The following is a 13,728-nucleotide window of genomic DNA, read 5'->3' on the forward strand; positions in this document are numbered from 1 at the left end:
TGGTCTGAACCTTGTCAACGAGGCATACATACCTCCACAAACCGCCCTGCGGGCCCGGCGGTGTGATGTTTCCGGGGGCCGCCGCGCCTTCGGTTCTGCAGCCGTGCGACCGGCAGCCGTGCCGTCCGCGATCGTGCCGTGCGCGGTCGTAGGGGTCCGCGACCGGCGGTGCGCGGCCGTGCGGTCCGCCGTCGTGGGGTGCGCGGCCGTGGGGTCCGCGGTCGGCAGTCCGGCGAGAGGGAGGCGCGACACGATGCAGCACGTCTCGGGCACGACGGGCAACATCCCGGCCCACAGGCTGGGCCCGCGGCTCGCCGCGGACGTCGTGGCCATGGCGCGGGAGGGGGCCGGGCTGCGGCTCGACTACTCGCCGCGGAGCCTGGCCCTGGTGGACCGGATCATCGACGGCATCCGCCGCGAGCACCCGCCCGCCGACGCGGTCACCCCCGCGCTGACCCGCTTCGGGGCGTACACCGGCGAGGTCCTGCACCGGGCCGCGGGCGCGCTGTGGGTGGATTTCGACCTGTCCCAACAGGACGTCTTCGGGCAGCCGTTCGGCGTCCGCACCGCCGACGGACAGGTGTGGAACCCGCTCGGCAAGGCCGTCAAGCGGTACGACAACGGTCCGGCGGACAGCCTGCGGTTGTTCTACCTCGCCGTGGTGGGCGGGGCGCGGATGTGACAGGGTCCGGTACGGGATCCGCCGGACCACCGGCCGGACGCGCGTACGGGCAGCGGCCGTACGCCCGCCCGGCGGGGGACGCGGTGCAGGCGAGCGCGAAGAGGACGTGGTGGGCGAGGCGAGACCGCACCGGCACTCGCGGATGGGCGACACGGAGCTGGGCGAGGCGGTCGCCCGGGCCCGTGACGGGGACGAGGCCGCCTTCGGCGTCGTCTACCGGGAAGTCCATCCCATGCTGCTCGGCTACCTGCGCGGCCTCGTCGGGGCCGACGCGGACGACGTCGCCTCGGAGACCTGGCACGACATCGTCCGCGACGTCGGCGCCTTCCGCGGCGGCGGCGAGTCCTTCCGGGGCTGGACCGCGACGATCGCCCGGCACCGGGCGCTGGACCACCTGCGGCGCGGTCGCGTCCGCCCGCGCACCACGGCTCTCGACGAGGGCACGGCGGAAAGCCTCGCGGAGCGCGCCGCCGTGCCCGACTCGGAGGGCGCGGCCCTGGAGAACCTCGCCACCGCGCGGGCCCTCTCCCTGATCGCGGAACTGCCCAGGGACCAAGCCGAGGCGGTGCTGCTGCGGGTGGTGATGGGCCTGGGCGGCCCGATGGCGGCCGAGGTCCTGGGCAAGCGCCCCGGCGCGGTGCGCACGGCCTCCTACCGCGGTCTGATGCGTCTGTCGGAGCGCCTGAGAGGCGCTGAGGAGAAGTAAGGGATGAGCGAGAGCCGAGAGCAGGACCGGCACGCGGTCGGCGCCCAGGACGACGGCACGCGGCGGGGACGCGGCGGGCGGCGGCAGCCGCGGCTGCGACTCCGACTGCGACTGCGACTGCGACTGCGGCGGGATGTCGCCGAACGGCTGCTGGACGGCGAGGACGTGGCCGGGGCCGGCCCGCGGGCCGCCGAGCTGGCCGGCCTGCTCGCCGCGGCGCGCGCGCTGCCGCCGGGCAGGCCGCAGGACGAGGCCGCGGCGCTGGCTGCCTTCCGCCGCGCGGCGGGTGGGGCACCGGGCCGGGGCTCGGTGCCTGTGCCCGTGCCTGTGCTGGTGCCGGAGCCGGAGCCGGAGCCGGAGCCGGAGCCGGCTCCGGAGCCGCGCGGCCGGGGGTGGCGTGCGGCGGCCGGATCCCGCCGGTTCCGGGTGCTGGTGGGCGCCGCCCTGGTCGCCTCGGCCCTCGGCGGGGTGGCCGTCGCCGCCGGGAGCGGCGGCCTCCCGCACCCCTTCCACCGCGGAGGCACCCCGCACGGCCCCTCCGTCCCGGCCCCCGCCACGGGCGGTACGGGGAAGCCGCCCGGGTCCGGCGCACCCGCGGCGCGCCCGAGCACCTCCCGGCAGGCGCCGGGAACGGTGTCCCCCTCATCGAGCGTCCCCGGCGACGCGGGCCTGCGGGGGCTGTGCGTCGCGTACACCAAGGCCGAGCGCGACGGGCGGACTCCCGAGGGGGCGGTGGCCGAGCGGCTCGCCGAGGCGGCGGGCGGCGCCGCGGGCGTGGACGCGTACTGCGCCGCCCTGGCGGACACCCCGGCCCCCGGTTCCGCGCACGGTCACGCCGGGGGGAGCGCGGGGAAGAGCGCCGAGCCGCACACCGGCCGGACGTCCGCCCCGCCCAAGGGCTCCAGCCACGCCACCCCGGGCGCGGCCCGGAAGGGATGAGCCCGGCCGCTCGCCGGCAGCAGGGCAGGAACCGTCCGCGCGGAAGGCGGGGCGGTCGGCTGCGGCTCGGCACCGGCGAGGCGAACCGTCCGCGCGGAAGGCGGAAGGCGGAAGACGGAAGACGGAGCAGGGCCGCCCGTGTGAAGGACCCGCCCGATCGCGAGCGCGAGCCCGACACGCCCATCTTGACCGGACTTGGGGTCCATTCGCTTTAAAGGGTGGATCATGGCGTTTGACTCCCCCCTTCCTCGCGCGCTCGGAGACCTCATGCGCTCTGACATCAGCACAGCACCGGCCACGGTCGTGCCGGTCCCCCGTCCCGACCCGAGGTTTCCCGCCCAAGGGCAGGTGGAGGAAAGGACGTTGGTCTTCGAGGGGTTCGCGTACCACTGCCGGATCGTTCGCCAGGACAGCCCGCCGGGGGATCCACTGGTGCTGCTGGGCGGCTCGTCGCAGAACCGCTACGCGTGGCTGCGGCACGAGAAACTGCTGTCCGCGTCCGGCACGATCGTCACCGTGGATCTGCCCGGCTACGGCGATGCCGATTCCCTGCCGGCCAGCTACGGGCTGGACTTCCTCGCCGCCTGCGTGCACCACATGATGCAGGAACTGGACGTACGCCGGGCCAACGTCATCGGCAGCTGCTTCGGCGGCGCCATCGCCCTGCGCTACGTACAGCAGTACCCCGACCTCGTGGCGAAGCTGGGCCTGGTCGGGATGACCCTGGCCATTCCCGAGGACTACGCCGCCGCCGTACCGCGGTGGGAGCACATGCTCGCCCGCGGTGACCGCGCGCAGATCGCCACCGAACTCGTCGAGCGCTTCATGTCTCCCCCCGGGACGGGCCCGGTCCACAAGCACCAGGCGGTCTCCCGTCTGCTCTACGGGCAGTTCATGGCGCAGTCCGAGGACGACATCAACAAGTCGGTGGAGCACAATTCCCGGCTGATGCGCCACGACTGGTACCGCGACCAGCCGGTTCCCGAGGTGCCGATCCTGGTGTGCACCGGCGAGTTCGACACGCTCTGCACACCCGCCATGGGTCGCGGCGTCGCCGCCGCGCTTCCGGCGGCTGCTTTCACCACCATCAAGCACGCCGACCATCTGGCGCCGGTCGAGCGGATTCCGGAGTTCTGCGACCTGATCACCAGGTTCTGCACCGGCCGGCCGCTCACCGGCCTTCCCTACATCAACGACATCGAGCGGCCGGGCCGGACCGTGCAGCCGTGCTCCGGCCTCCCCTCGCAGGTGGCAGGCGGGCAGGACGCGGACTGAGGCCGCCGGGCGGACGACGGACAGCCGGGCCCGGCGCGATCCGGGTCCGGCTATCGGTCTTTGCGCGTGCCTTCCGGGTTCGGCCCGCCCCGCCTCCCTGCGGTGGGCGCGGCGGAGACCCGCCCTGCCTAATGTGAGAAGTCCGGCGCTTTGAACCCCTCGGGCGCCGGGGCACTGTTGGAGCAGCCCACGACGGCCCCGACCCGCGTCGTCCCCTGCTGCCCCACCCCGAGCTGCGGGGTCCGCATGACCGGACGCGACACGGTGGTGCAGTCCTGCTGCTGCTGCAGGTGGTAGTGGCCGTCCTCGCTGGTGTACGAGCTCTCGGACTTGGTGACGCAGGTCTTGTTGCCCTCGGAGTCGTACGAGCAGCTGGTGGGGGCTCCCGCCGCGACAGCGTGGCCGACCCCCGCGCAGGCCAGCGAGATGCCGCCCACGAGCCATGCGATGGCTGCGCTCTTCTTGTTGAACATGTGCCGTGTTCCTTCGTGGTCGTCGCCGGAAGCGGACCAGGACCGAAGCCCGGTTCCGGCTGTTCTGCATGAGGACGGGCCCCGGTGCCCAGGCCGCCAGGTGTGGCCTCGGTTCCGGGACCCGTCTGGTGCCTAGGCCGTGTCTGACAAACAGCGTCGTCCGCCCGAAGGGCAGGCAGACGGGGTTTGGCAGACACGGCCTAGCGGGCCGGCTTGCCTCAGAAGGCGCTGTTGCTGCAGCCCTGCGTGGAGCCGAGGTGGCTCTCCTGGGCTCCGGGGTTGCCCTCGCCGCCGAGCGCGTTGCCCAGCGCACCGTTGAGCAGGCCGACCTCACCGAGGACGTCCAGGTTCAGGTCGTGCGACTTGCACTCGGTGCTCTGGCGGACACCGACGCTGCTCCCGCCCGGGATGCCGGACGCGGAGGCGGTGCCGACGCCGACGAGGCCGAGGCTGCCCAGCATGGCGACCACGGTGGCCGCCTTGTAGATCGTGCGCATGTTCTTTCTCCAGGATTGCGTGTGAACGTGACGATGGTCCCGGTACCCGGCGTGGGGGTCGGTCCGTGCGGACGTCGCGCTGACGCGGATACCGCGTGCGCGGCGCGCTCGGCGATGTCGTGGGCCGCGAGGCACCGGCGAACCGGAGGAGCAGAGGGGAGCGGCGGGTCGCGATGAGGCGCCCGCCGCGCCCCCGGGTTCAGCTACCGTCCGACAGAGGTCAGAAAGCGCTGTTGTTGCAGCCCTGCGACGAGCCGAGGCTGGTGGCCTGCGCGCCCGGGTTGCCCTCGCCGTTCAGGGCGTTGCCCAGCAGGCCGTTGAGGACGCCGACCTCGCCGAGGACGTCGACGTTCAGGTCGTGCGACTTGCAGGAGCTGCTCTGCGACACCTGGAACTCGTCGCCGCCACGCTCCCCGGCGAAGGCGGTGCCGGCGCCGGCCAGGCCGATGGTGCCGAGCATGGCGACCACGACGGCCGCCTTCTGGAACTTGCGCATTTCTTTCCTCCGTCTGATGGGTTTGAACTCGCCGCGATGATCAAACTCGCGGCACGATGAAGATTAGGGGCGGACGCCCGTTGAGCAATCGCTTGGCGCGCAGGGTGTTCGAAGGTCGCACAAAGGACCATTCGGCCGACGCCGGGCGCTCAACACCGCCTGCATCAAAGGGATTTGGCACTCGTCTTCCCTCCGCGAAGAGCCGTTCAAGACGACCCGATCGGCCCATTCCGCCAGCGGAGAAAACCCCCGGAGGGGGGATCCCCTCGAAGCCGGGTGCGAACCCGCCCCGCATTTCCGCCTACTGCTGGTTGAACGCGTTGTTGACCTGGGTGCAGGTGTCGCCCTGAGTCGTGGATTCACCCAGAAGGGCGATCGGGATGTTCGCCTGGAGCACCGTCTGCGGGCTGCATTCCTGGTACGGGCGGAAGAGGTTGTTCTGTTCCTGCGGCTGCGCCTGGGCAGCCGGCAGGAGGGGCAGGTTCTCCGGGATCGTGACGTTCGGGGACAGCTGGGGGGAGACCTGGGGGGCGACCTGCGTCCCCTGCGGGGTCTGCTGCCCCTGCGGAACCTGCGCGGTCTGCGGGACCTGCTGGTTCACCTGGGTCTGCGGGGCCGGCTGCTGGGCCTGCGGGGCCGCCTGGTCGGGCATCCCCTGCGTCCCTTGCGGGGCCTGCTGGCCGGTGGTGTCGGCGAAACTGACGCCCGCACCGAAAGCGGCAAGGCTGCCGACCGCCATGGTGAGGACTGCCAACTGCTGGAGCTTACGCATATGCCTGGTCCTTCAATTGACACACGGAGGCTCGATTACCGCCCGTGATTGGCCAGATGCTAGCAGTAGTCAGCAGAGCGATTCACCAAGCAGAACACCCCGGTTGCGCTCGGCCCGCAACTGGGGTGCATAGGCCGGTGAGTCGCACAACACGTTTAGGTGATCCGGCGCTTCCGATCGGCGGCGCGCTCGTTGGAGGATCTGCCGGATGGCCAGTTGACGGAAAGCCTCGCGCCGCCATGGGCGTCGTGATCGGATCCGCAGGTGTATGCGCTCACCGGCACGGGTGCGATACCGACTTGCTTCCCGTGGCGCCGGCAGCGACCGCGGATTGCGGTGCGGAAGCGATTACTTCGGCAAGGCGGCGATAACGCGGAAGCGGGCCCGCGGCCGCGCACGCCGACCGCTGCCGCCAATTCCCTGCCGGAGCGCCGGAGAGTAAACACCCGCAATCCCAAGTGAGTTGAGGACCGGTTCCGCGGCCGCACGCCGGTGCGGACGGGCAACGGCCAGGGCGTGGAAGGGCGCCTGCGCCGCGGACGGTGCCGTGTCCGGATTCTTTCGCCAGGGGCGCGGGCGGCGGAAAAGGCTTGGACCGCGGTGCGGGGCGGTGGGCAGACTGCCGGGTCCGGGCTCCGGCGGCCGGTGGACGCGGCCGGGGTGGACGGCGACGTGCGGGGGTGGGATGGAACCGGCGGACGCGGATGCGGGCGAGGAGCCGGGACGGGGCTCGGTGCGGCTGGCGCTGCGGTACTACGGGCGCGAGCTGGTGCGGCTGCGGTGGCTGACGGTGCCGGGGATGCTGCTGCCGGCGGTGGGCAACATCGGGATCAACTACGTGGCCCCGCTGGTCGTGGCCATGCTCGTGGGGAAGATCTCCGGGAACGCGACCGAAGCGGCCGACGCAGCCGGCGCGGTCGGGCCCGCGCTGCCGTACGTGCTGGCGTTCGCCGGGGTACTGCTGGCCTCCGAGGGGTGCTGGCGCATCGGGGTGCACTGCCTCAACCGCCTCGACGCGAAGGGCATCGAACACCTGTACGTCACCGGTATGGATGAGCTGTTCGCCAAGGACGCGGTCTTCTTCCACGACAACTTCGCCGGTGCGCTGACCAAGCGCGTCCTCAGCTTCGCCTCCCGCTTCGAGGAGTTCGCGGACACGCTGACCTTCTCGGTCGTGGGCAGCTTCGTGCCGCTGCTGTTCGGCTCCGTGGTGCTGTGGCAGTACCAGCCGCTGCTCGTCGTCGTCCTGCTCTCGCTCATCGCGCTGACCGCGGTGTGCGTGACGCCGCTCATCCGGCGCCGGCAGGCGCTCGTCGACCGGCGGGAGGCGGCGATCGCGCGGGTGTCGGGGCACGTCTCCGACGTCCTGATGAACATGGACACCGTCCGGGCGTTCGGCGCCGAGGAGCGCGAGGCGGCCGAGCACCGGTCGCGCGTGGCGCACTCGCGGCGGCTGTCGCTGCGGTCGTGGGATTACGGCAACCTGCGCATCGACACGGTGGTCGCGCCGCTGTCGGTGCTCACCAACGCGCTCGGCCTGCTCCTCGCCGTCACGCTCGGCGGCGGGCGGCACGGCGTGGAGGCGGTCGTGGTGGCGTTCACGTACTTCGGCAACGCCACCCGGATCATGTTCGAGTTCAACCAGATCTACCGGCGCCTGGAGAGCTCGATGACGGAGGCCGCGCAGTTCACCGAGCTGCTGCTGACGAAGCCCACCGTGCTCGACCCGGCGGAGCCGGAGCCGCCGGCGAACCGGGGCGCCGCGGTCCGCTTCGAGCACGTGACCTTCACGCACGGCGGCCCCCGCGGGGGCGCGGCGCCGCTGTTCGAGAAGCTCGACCTGGACGTGCCCGGCGGGTCCCGGGTCGGGCTCGTGGGGCGGTCGGGCGGCGGGAAGACGACGCTGGCCCGGCTGCTGCTGCGGATGACGGACATCGACGGCGGGCGGATCACCATCGGCGGCCAGGACATCAGCCGGATCGGGCAGCGGGATCTGCGCGGCCTGATCTCGTACGTGCCGCAGGACCCGGCGATGTTCCACCGCACGCTGCGCGACAACATCGCCTTCGCGCGGCCGGACGCCACCGACGCCGAGATCCGCCGCGCCGCCGAGGCCGCGCACGTCACGGAGTTCGCCGACGCCCTGCCGGACGGCTTCGGCACGATGGTCGGCGAGCGCGGGGTGAAGCTGTCCGGCGGGCAGCGCCAGCGGGTCGCCCTCGCACGGGCGATCCTGCGGGACGCCCCGATCCTGCTGCTGGACGAGGCGACCAGCGCGCTGGACTCGGAGAGCGAGATCCTCGTCCAGGAGGCGCTGTGGCGGCTCATGGAAGGGCGGACGGCGCTCGTGGTGGCGCACCGGCTGAGCACCGTCGCCGGCATGGACCGGCTGGTCGTCCTCGACCGCGGCCGGATCGTCGAGCAGGGCACCCACCAGCAGCTGCTGGACCGCGACGGCGCCTACGCCAAGCTGTGGCGGCACCAGTCGGGAGGCTTCCTCGACGACGCCCTGTCATGAGGTCTGCTTCTCCCGGGCCCCGTCCACGGAGTCGGTGCACTTCCACCCGATCGGCCGGCTTCCCGGACTCGTGCCCGATCCCGGTGCCAGGAACAGTCGGAATACACGTTCCGCCGATTTCCGACGCCGGTGCACCACCATTTCTGGTCGACAGCTCCGCTTTGCACGTGTACGGGATGACGCCGGCGCCGCTCGCGAAACACGATCCCGCACCCGCATATCTCCCGAAATGGTCGTTCTCCAGGTAAAGGGCGGGATTGCCGTCCCCGGTGTCCGGAAAGCACCGGTGCCCGTCGGTCGTGTGGTGGGCGGTCCTGCCGGATGACCTCGCCGCTGTTCACCAGGGAATTGCCGATTCCGACGCAGAGCCGATTGCGGAGGGAGTTCTTCAGCGCCCGACCGCGAAGGGCGATAACGCGGGCGTGAGGGCTCAGGGCGTGGGGACCGCGCGCTGGAGGGTGGTCAGGGCCTGCTGGTCGGCCAGCGCGACGGCCAGCTCGCCGGCCGCCGTGGGGTGCAGCGGGGCCTTGCCGGTCGAGTCCTGGACGAAGGGCTGGTCGGTGCACAGGGTGTGGCCGGAGAAGTCGGGGCGGACGCTGGTGAAGTGCAGGGTCCGGGCGCCGCTGTCCAGCACGTCGTTGATGTCGGCGAGGCGGGAGTCCAGGACCTGGATCTTCTCCGGGGTGAGGCCCTCCTTCTCCAGGCACTTCGTGTCGGGCCCGAAGGGGTCGTAATACTCGTTGATCAGGACCTGCGGGTGGTGCGGGAGGGCCGCGAGCTGCTGGAGCAGGTCGAGGTAGTTCTGGGTGAAGGCGGCGAGCCGCTCGGTGAAGTACGCGGTGGACGCCTTGTCGTCGCACACCGGGGACTTGGCGCACAGGGCGGTCAGCGCGGCCCAGTTCATGTCGTTGGCGCCGATACTGACGATCACGGTGGAGGCGCTGGTGGCCCGCTGGGCGACGGCCAGCTGGGGCGGGACGACGTCGTCGCCGCGGGTCTGCACGCCGAGGACGCCGTCGGTGACGGTGGCGCCCTGGCAGGCCAGGTTGAGCACGTTCCAGCCGTTGGCGGAGGCGAGGTCGGCGGCGAAGGAGTCGGCGCTGCGGCCGCACGTGCGGTCCGCGTCCGTCGGGTGGTCGACCAGCGGGTTGCCGATGCCCGCGGCAGTGGAGTCGCCGAGCACGACGGCGTTGACGTCCTTGAGCGCGGGCCCCTTGGCGGCGGGCACGGGCTGGGCGGGCGTACGGCCCACGAGGTCGTCCAGGGAGTGGATCTGCCGCAGGACGCGGGGCGTGCCGGACGCCAGCAGGTAGATGCCCACGGCGTTGACCGCGCACACCGACACCACGCCGGCGGCGACCATCGTCAGCATGGCCCGCCGGGTCGCGCGGCGGACCCCCGCGACGGCCACCGCGATGACGGCGGCGCACCCGGCCGCGATCAGGGACTCCCACAGGCAGTACCGCAGCCACCCCGAGGTCAGCTGCCGGCTGAGGTCGGGGAGCAGCGTGCCGGTGTCGCCTACCTGCGAGCCGAGGCTGATGTGGGTGAGCTTCAGGAGGGGCCGGATGGGCCCCTCGAAATGCGGCCGGGTGGTGATGGCCTCGCCGAACAGCTCCAGCTCCCCCGGCCCCGACATGCTCCGGCCCGGCTGCACCGCGCCCACCGACACCGTCTGCCCGGCCGCCGACACCGACTGCATCGGGGTGATCTGGACGGCGAGCCAGACCGACACCCCGCTGAGGACCGCGAGCGCCACGGCGGCCACCACCACCCGGCGGGCCCGGCGCAGCCACTTCCCGGCGCTGTCGCTGACTCGCACGCCCCAGTCACCTCCGTCGTGCCACCGACGCGGGTGACTTCTCGTTCCTTGCACTCCCGCGCGCCTGCCCGCACCCGGGCCGTCCAACCCGGGCCGGGCGCCCCGAGCCACCGCCCGGACCCCGGCCGCAAACGGGACGAAGGCGCACGAAGCAGCTCCCAAGAGCGTACTCCCCCCGTTTCGGTCATGTTCCTGCCACCGTACGGGCGGCCCCGGCCACGGCAGGTGGCTACCGCCCGGTGCGGGCTTCCAGGTGCATCTGGACGAAGGCCTCGACCTTGGCCCGGATGATCCACGGGTCGTACGGCTTGACCAGGTAGTCGACGGCGCCCGCCGTGTAGCCGCGGAACACGTGGGAGGGGTCGTGGTCCATGGCCGTGAGGAAGATGATCGGGATGTGGCGGGTGCGGGCGCGGCGCTTGATGTGGAGGGCGGTCTCGTAGCCGTCCATGTCCGGCATCTGGACGTCGAGGAGGATGACGGCGAAGCCCGCGCCGTCCAGGAGGGCCTTGAGGGCGGCCTGCCCCGAGTCGGCCGTCACGACCTCGTGGCCGAGGCCGGCCAGGACGGCCGTCAGGGCGAGCAGGTTCGGCGGCTTGTCGTCGACGGCCAGGATGCGGGCGGGCGCGCGCAGGGCGGCCACGGCATCGGGGGCGGGGGGCTGCGGGGCGGGGGGCTGGAGAGCGGGCAGCGGGCCCTCCGCGACGGCGAGCTGGCGCTCCAGGACCTCGCACCGGGATTCGGCGAGCATCACCCGTAACCGGGTCTCCTCCAGCTCGGCCTCCAGCTCCTTGACCTGGTCCTCCAGCCGGTCGCGCTCGGCAAGCAGGTCGCCTGCGCCGACGGGGGCGACCTGGGGGTCCGGCGGCAGGAGGGTGGCGGCGCGCTCGGCCGTCCAGCGGGCCTCCAGCAGGCTGAAGCGCACTTCGAGGTCGGCCAGACGGTGCCGGCGGTCCAGCAGCGCGTCGCCGAGCAGGTCCTCCTGGGCGGTGGCGCGGCGCGCCTCGCGGTCGGCGTCGGCCAGCTGCTGCTGGAGGAGGTGCACCCCGCCGGCCGCGGGGGCGGCGGCCTGGAGCGCGCGGCGGTGCAGGTCGCGTACGTGGTCCAGCGCCGGCGGGGTCGCCGCGGCGCCGTGGTCGGCGGCGAGGTCGGCGAAGAGGTCGAGGACGAACTCCCACGGCGGCACCCGCGTGCCGCCCAGGTAGCGGGAGACGGTCCCGGCGTCGCGGTAGCGCCGGGCGGCGTAGCGGCGCACCGAGACGCCGAGCCCCGCGAAGAGCGTACGCAGCGCCTGCGCGAACGCCCGGCAGTCGTCGTTCAACTCATCGGCCAGCGGCCGCAATTCGCCCATCGGGCTGTGTCCTCCGGTCGGTCGGGGCGCTCGCCGGTACGGCCCGCGCCCGAGGTCGAGCATGGTGGCACGGCGGTCTCACTCGGGCCCGCTCCTGCCGATGAGCCGGTCGAAGAACGGCACCGCCAGCCCGAAGGCCCCGCCCCCGCACAGGACGCACTGCGCCACCGCGGTACCACCCACCGCCGACACGACCCCGGCCCCGAGCCCCGTGAGCAGCGCCAGCGTGAGAACGAGCGCCGCCCTGACGGACAACAACGGAGTACGCACTGCCGACCTCTTCCCGCGAGGGCCCCCACCGCGGGCGCCACCGCATACGACTGCCGCGCCGATCGGCCCGACACCGTCAAGCGTGGCGCCCCGCAACACCGTTGCAGCCCGCAACGGCTCCCCCGGCAGCACACGGGCAACACCGCGGATCCGAGACAACGGCCCCGACGCCCACCCGGCCGGAAAACCGCGGGCCCCGCGGGCGGTGCGCGTAGAGGATGGGAGGATGCAGCACATCCTGGTCGGGCTCGCCGGGAATCCCGCGCTGGCGGGTGAGTCGGTCGACCGGCTGGTCCGCGTCGCGGACGACGAGATCGCCGCCGAACTGGCCTGCCGCGACGACCTCAGCCGGGCGCAGGCGGTCGCGCTGGCCGAGCGGGTCCAGGAGTGCGCGGTGACGCTCGCTTACCGGGGGCGGCTCACGGCCGCGGACGTCGATCCGGTCCGTTGGCCGGACGCCGCGCTCGCCCTGCTCGACGAGGGGGCGGGGGATCCGGCGTGGGCGCGGGCGCTGGCCCGGGATCCGGACCGCGGGCGGCGGGAGAAGCTCGCGGCCTGCCCCGGCCTCCCGGCCGACGTGGTGGCGGCGCTCGCGGCGGACCCTGAGGTGGAGGTCGTCGTCGAACTCGCGCTGTGGACGGCCCTCCCGGCGGTGGCCGGTGAGCTGGCCGCGCACCCGCACGCAGAGGTGCGCCGCGCGGCGGCGTGCAACGAGGCCACGCCGCCGGCCGCGCTCGCCGCGCTGCTGACCGGGGAGGGCCTGCCCGCGGCACGACGCTGCCGGGTCTGCGACCGCGAGGAGATCCCCTTCGTCCACGACCCGGAGTGCCCGCGCGACGACTGCGATCTGCTGGCCGGCGACGCCTGCGACGGCTCCCACCGGTCCACCGTCCACCGCACGTACGAGGCGGCGCTGCGCAACCCCGCCACGCCCGCCGAGGCCGCCGCCCGCTTCGCCGGCCACCCGTCCGCACTGCTGCGCGGTCCCCTCGCCGTCCGCCCCGACCTGCCGCCGGACGCCTGCGCCCGGCTGGCCCGCGACCCCCTGCCGGGCACCCGCTCCGACCTCGCCGCGAACCCCGCGCTCGGCACGGACCTGATCCGTACGCTGGCAGGTGACCCGGACCCTGACGTACGGCGCGGGGCCGCGCGCAACCCGCGCGTACCGCTCGACGTCCTCGTCGGGCTGGCCGGGCGGTACCGGGTCGGCGCCACGCTCCTGCCCCGGATCGCCGCGTGCTCCGCGGCGGAGACCGCGGAGCTGGCCACTTCCGCGGACCCCGCCGCCCGCATGCTGGTGGCCCACCGGAGCGACCTGCCGCCCGCGCTGCGCGACCGGCTGGCCGACGACCGGGACGCGCGCGTGGCCAAGGCCGTCGCCCCGCACCCCGGGCTCTCCGAGGCGCGGCTGCTCGACATGATCCGCCGTCACCACGTCCGCGTCCTCGCCAGGGCGGCCACGAACCCGGACGCCACCGCGGCGGTGCTCGACGAGATCGCCCGGCGGGCCGTCCCCGCCGCGCGCAGGGCGCTCCGCGAGGTCGCCCGGCACCCCGCGGCGGCGGAACGCGCACTGCTCGCCTGTGTGGCGGACGACCGTGCGCGGTCCGTCGCAGCCGGCCACCCCTCGCTCCCCCCAAGCGTCGTCGCGGATCTGCTCGCGGACCCGGACCCGTATGTGGTCATGGCGGCCGCGGCCAATCCGGCCCTGCCCGCGGACGTGATGTCCGCTCTGCTCGCGGCTTGCTGACGGCCCGTATATTGTGGGCGATTGAGGCGGCGCCCCGGCCGTTCGCGGCATAAATTCCTATGGCACACAAAGCGGACTTTCGCGACTGTACAGAAAGCCGGTTTGCGGGGCATAATCGGCGGCCTGGGCCAACTGGCCCCAGCTCAGAAGACTTTCGGCGGCGAGACGCCTCGCAGG

13 protein-coding genes are annotated in these 13,728 nt (G+C 73.3%); 6 read left to right on the forward strand and 7 right to left on the reverse strand.

Annotated elements, in window-relative coordinates; translation table 11 throughout:
- Positions 1–253: 253 nt before the first annotated feature.
- From IH54_RS0130145 to IH54_RS0130160, 4 genes are all read left to right on the forward strand, one after another.
- Positions 254–682 (forward strand): hypothetical protein, encoded by a 429-nt coding sequence (locus tag IH54_RS0130145; RefSeq protein WP_052398039.1) that lies wholly within the window; start codon positions 254–256, stop codon positions 680–682.
- A gap of 109 nt (positions 683–791) precedes the next feature.
- The gene (locus tag IH54_RS0130150) at positions 792–1,388 is read left to right on the forward strand and encodes an RNA polymerase sigma factor (RefSeq protein WP_420711808.1); all 597 of its coding nucleotides are present in this window, start codon (positions 792–794) and stop codon (positions 1,386–1,388) included.
- A 3-nt stretch (positions 1,389–1,391) separates the two neighbouring features.
- Positions 1,392–2,327 (forward strand): hypothetical protein, encoded by a 936-nt coding sequence (locus IH54_RS42045; RefSeq protein WP_052398040.1) that lies wholly within the window; start codon positions 1,392–1,394, stop codon positions 2,325–2,327.
- Positions 2,328–2,690: 363 nt separating this feature from the next.
- Positions 2,691–3,602: an alpha/beta fold hydrolase gene (locus IH54_RS0130160; protein ID WP_063762405.1), complete on the forward strand. Its 912-nt coding sequence runs from the start codon at positions 2,691–2,693 to the stop codon at positions 3,600–3,602.
- Positions 3,603–3,730: 128 nt separating this feature from the next.
- On the opposite strand, the gene IH54_RS0130165 is transcribed toward IH54_RS0130160, so the two are convergent.
- From IH54_RS0130165 to IH54_RS0130180, 4 genes are all read right to left on the reverse strand, one after another.
- The gene (locus tag IH54_RS0130165; RefSeq protein ID WP_052398041.1) at positions 3,731–4,075 is read right to left on the reverse strand and encodes a hypothetical protein; all 345 of its coding nucleotides are present in this window, start codon (positions 4,073–4,075) and stop codon (positions 3,731–3,733) included.
- A 218-nt stretch (positions 4,076–4,293) separates the two neighbouring features.
- Positions 4,294–4,572, reverse strand: coding sequence for a hypothetical protein (locus IH54_RS0130170; RefSeq protein ID WP_031522893.1), 279 nt, complete (start codon positions 4,570–4,572; stop codon positions 4,294–4,296).
- Positions 4,573–4,792: 220 nt separating this feature from the next.
- Positions 4,793–5,068, reverse strand: a complete 276-nt coding sequence (locus tag IH54_RS0130175) for a hypothetical protein (RefSeq protein ID WP_031522895.1) — start codon at positions 5,066–5,068, stop codon at positions 4,793–4,795.
- A gap of 301 nt (positions 5,069–5,369) precedes the next feature.
- Positions 5,370–5,840 (reverse strand): hypothetical protein, encoded by a 471-nt coding sequence (locus tag IH54_RS0130180; RefSeq protein ID WP_031522897.1) that lies wholly within the window; start codon positions 5,838–5,840, stop codon positions 5,370–5,372.
- Positions 5,841–6,525: 685 nt separating this feature from the next.
- On the opposite strand from IH54_RS0130180, the gene IH54_RS0130185 reads away from it, so the two are divergent.
- Positions 6,526–8,358 carry an ABC transporter ATP-binding protein gene (locus IH54_RS0130185; protein WP_052398042.1) on the forward strand — a complete coding sequence of 611 codons (1,833 nt, stop codon included), beginning with the start codon at positions 6,526–6,528 and terminating at the stop codon, positions 8,356–8,358.
- A gap of 430 nt (positions 8,359–8,788) precedes the next feature.
- Here IH54_RS0130185 and IH54_RS0130190 read toward each other — a convergent pair whose 3' ends face one another.
- The 3 genes from IH54_RS0130190 to IH54_RS0130200 form a co-directional block, all read right to left on the reverse strand.
- Positions 8,789–10,180, reverse strand: coding sequence for a GDSL-type esterase/lipase family protein (locus tag IH54_RS0130190; protein WP_234344036.1), 1,392 nt, complete (start codon positions 10,178–10,180; stop codon positions 8,789–8,791).
- Positions 10,181–10,409: 229 nt separating this feature from the next.
- Positions 10,410–11,531: a response regulator gene (locus IH54_RS0130195; RefSeq protein ID WP_031522904.1), complete on the reverse strand. Its 1,122-nt coding sequence runs from the start codon at positions 11,529–11,531 to the stop codon at positions 10,410–10,412.
- A gap of 78 nt (positions 11,532–11,609) precedes the next feature.
- Complete coding sequence (locus IH54_RS0130200; RefSeq protein ID WP_031522906.1) at positions 11,610–11,801, reverse strand: hypothetical protein; 192 nt, start codon at positions 11,799–11,801, stop codon at positions 11,610–11,612.
- A gap of 226 nt (positions 11,802–12,027) precedes the next feature.
- Here IH54_RS0130200 and IH54_RS0130205 point away from each other — a divergent pair, with 226 nt between their 5' ends.
- Positions 12,028–13,551 (forward strand): hypothetical protein, encoded by a 1,524-nt coding sequence (locus IH54_RS0130205; protein ID WP_031522908.1) that lies wholly within the window; start codon positions 12,028–12,030, stop codon positions 13,549–13,551.
- Positions 13,552–13,728 lie beyond the last annotated feature (177 nt).

Source organism: Streptomyces sp. NRRL F-5123, assembly GCF_000721495.1.
Lineage (GTDB): Bacteria > Actinomycetota > Actinomycetes > Streptomycetales > Streptomycetaceae > Actinacidiphila.